The 3,418-nt window shown below is 35.5% G+C and carries 2 protein-coding genes and 1 pseudogene; all 3 read right to left on the reverse strand.

Annotated elements, in window-relative coordinates:
* Positions 1–260 precede the first annotated feature (260 nt).
* On the reverse strand, positions 261–887 hold the full coding sequence (locus tag IEU71_RS09790) for a cysteine hydrolase family protein (RefSeq protein WP_004913365.1): 627 nt from the start codon (positions 885–887) through the stop codon (positions 261–263).
* 258 nt (positions 888–1,145) lie between these two features.
* Positions 1,146–1,466, reverse strand: coding sequence for a M20/M25/M40 family metallo-hydrolase (locus tag IEU71_RS09795; protein WP_143471482.1), 321 nt, complete (start codon positions 1,464–1,466; stop codon positions 1,146–1,148).
* A 1,002-nt stretch (positions 1,467–2,468) separates the two neighbouring features.
* A pseudogene (locus tag IEU71_RS09800) lies at positions 2,469–3,418 on the reverse strand (relaxase MobL); the annotation flags it as partial.

Here is a 3,418-nt window from a genome sequence, read left to right on the forward strand (position 1 = left end):
TCTAAAAAAGGTGAAGATCATCTCCGTCGAGAATAATCTTCACCTTTAATGTTAGTAAGTTTTTTAGTATAAGAGCACCACAGAATTGATGTTTTGAAACCATAGTCTTGATACTGTTGTCCTAGCCACTGTGCATCCCATTCACTTGCATAGCTACATTATAGCTTTAAAGTTTGTGACAAAGCAATTGTCCTTGCGGCCGTAACCACACAAAAAGACACAACAGCGTCAGTCTATTGTGCCTTTTATTTTGTTTCATATTATAATTCTGAAATCAAATCAGCTGTTGGCTTAACGCCAGATGTCACATAACCCAAATTAGTCGTTGCTGCATCATAGGCTGCCTGACCAGGTGCACCAATGGCGTCATTAGCTACGAAAAGTTCGAAGCCATTTTCAACTAAGGCACGCGTGTGAGATTCAACGCATAAGTTCGCATTCATGCCGGCCATGATGACTTTATTGATACCGTTCTTGCGTAATTGTAGGTAGAGATCGTTTGATTCTGGGCCAAAAATCTTATGTGGTGACGTGATGATAATATCATCCAAAAATGGCTTAAGTTCATCAATAAAGTCAGCCCCACTACCTGCTTCAATCGGTTCAAATTGGCTCTTACGAGCAAACATCCCCTCACTCAACATCATTTGTTCACCAGCACCTCCGAACTGCCAGTTGTGGTCGTGTGGGTAGAAAAAGTGTGCTGAAATAAACACTTTATAGCCCTTTTTAGTCGCTTCACGCACTAATGTTACTAAATTCTCGATTGTTTGATACTTGTCAAGAATATCCTTAGTTAGTCCGAACCCTTTACCAACTGGCTTTAAAAATTCATTTTGTGGGTCCGTAATGACGATTGCTGTGTTGTTATTGTTAAAATTTGTCATGTGCTTTTGTCCTTTAATTTAACCTATTATTTTGAAATCGAATTTGATTAATTAAATTCTGAAGCAACCATCACAAGTTATCTCATGACGGGTATTTCTTCAGAAACGCCCTGTCTTGCAGCACGCTCCGGTCCAGTCACATAGCATCATGTGTTATGCTCCTTTCTAAATTGCCTAAATGGAAATTAGTTTTTCTTAATCACAAATCACATTATAGCACATCATCTGCTAATCGAAAATCGATATGCTTAGCGAGATTTAACGCGCGACTTCGTCATCAAAATAATGCCATATAACCGTCGCAACCGCCTTTGCAGCTATTAAGATACTGTCCTCATTCATCTTGAATTGTGGACTATGATGTGGGTAATTACCCCGGTCTTGGGGTTGTGCGCCAATATAAAAGAACGTTGCTGGCATAACTTCACCATAATAAGAAAAGTATTCAGAGGGACTTTGTGGCCCTAAATCAATGACTTGTTGCACTTCCGGTAGTTGTTGGTTAGTAATAGCGGTAATAGCAAAATTTGTTAATTCTTCTGCGTTAAACAAAACGGGACAATTATCATCATATGTCACCTCAACCGCCACGCCAGATGCTCTAATATGAGTTTTATAATTTCTTTATCGATTAACGGGATAGAACCGCTCATGTTTTGTCTCCTTTTGTGATGCGAACATCTATTTTTTCAAGTTAAATTAACAAATCTAAACATTTCCAAAATTTCACATAATGTTCAGGGAAATTCTTCCGATTTTTGTTAGATGCTTTTTTATACGTTAATACTTGCCCGATTCTCAGACTTATTGATTTTTAATCTCTGAGAGAAATGAGTATGATATTGACGTTAATTATCAAGTCTTGTTTCATTTAATTAAAACCTGTTTCTCTAGATTTTTCATCTGTAAAACAATTTAATTAACAGCGTAAATGGACTTTTGGTTTCCATTCTCTGCATAGTTTCAATAATTATATTATGCCACTAATCAGCGCAAATTGACCGTTTTAATTTTAAAAAAACTTTATTCTAATAATAGTTATGAGAAAAGTTAGAAATCAGAAGTAGGTTACGAGTACGAGGTAAATTTATCTGTAATATTTGCAAACGTTAGATTGTAAAAATAAACCGAACACTAATTTGAGAGTCACCAATCCTAAAAGAAATATGGGTCAAGTTATTTTCATTTAAAATTCTCACAATGTCATTAATATCTTCTAGCATTATCGAATACAACCCTCTTTATTATATGATTAGAATTTATCACAAATTATTATAGTATTAACATTTCCTGTTAGATAATCTAATATAGATTGGCTTTTTTATATTTTTTTGAAATACGAAATTGTACTCAAATAATCGCTACGGCCTTTTAATGTCTTATAAAAAATCTAATTAATATATGGAATAAATAAATTACTGATTTATTTTAATTTTGTTATTAATTAATCTAAAATGAAAAATTTTTAAAAGGGTGCGAGATATTGCCATTACATTATTTGTCGAGGGTAAACTATTATAATGATTTTATCTGTAATTTTCACAGATGCTAAAAAACCATTTGACAAGAAAACTTTTCTCCTTACAATCTTCTGTATATTTCTGACTCGTATTCTTCGTTAGCCTTTCCTTGTTCAATTTCTTTTTGATTTCTTAAGAATTGACGTTCTGCGTTTGTCTCAGCACGGATGTCCTGGCGCCACAAACGAATAATTTTATTAAACGAGCCACCCTGCACTGGCATCTGATCACCTATGTGCTTCTTTGTTATATTTGGGTTGACATTGTCGAACCACGGATTGGGGGACAATTTAATTTCCTCAGGGCTAGATGCAATTTGAGTTTTGGCTGTGATGCCGCCTTTGTCGCGCTTTTTTACATTGCTTAGTAACTCAGACATCTGTTGGTCAATATCATTTATTGAGGTGTCTTCAATTTGTGCTAAATGTTTATATAGTTGATTCGCTAAGCGTTTTCTTAATTCATCTTCCTTATTATCAGACCACTTGCGTTGCCCCTTATGCATCACACCTTGGTCTTCAATATTAATGGCATCATATTCTTGAGCTAACGACTTGAATCCTTCATATTCAGAATTAAGCTCTTTGGCAAACAAATCATCTAATAGTTGATTTGTTAATTGATTTGCTTTTGCCATCTTGCCTTTTCCAGCGGTTAAATGAGCGTTACCAACCTGCCACCGCCCTTTCATGTCTTGAGGTAAAGCTTCATAAATTTGCTTGATTGCTTTGGCGTGTCGGTCATTTAAAAGGTTCCCTGGCGCTGTCTCAATAATTTCTTTTTTAAAGCCACCAACACCTTTTAATATTCCCTGATGCCACCTTAATTCCTGTGATGACATTAATTGTTTTCTAAACTGTCGCTTGGCTTGTTCAATTAGTTCTAAAGGTATAACACCTATTGGCTGCCCTTTATACTTGCCTTCTTGTTTTAGCATCTCAGGCCGCGTTTCTTGGCTTTTTTTAGCAAACCACAGATGCATGTTTAGGTGGTCAGTATCCTGATGAATCA

The organism is Leuconostoc falkenbergense, from assembly GCF_014634805.1.
GTDB classification, from domain to species: domain Bacteria; phylum Bacillota; class Bacilli; order Lactobacillales; family Lactobacillaceae; genus Leuconostoc; species Leuconostoc falkenbergense.

Bases quoted from the DNA above. Each gene is read 5' to 3' on its own strand.
- IEU71_RS09790 (WP_004913365.1), bottom strand. From the start codon at position 887: ATGACAAATTTTAACAATAACAACACAGCAATCGTCATTACGGACCCA.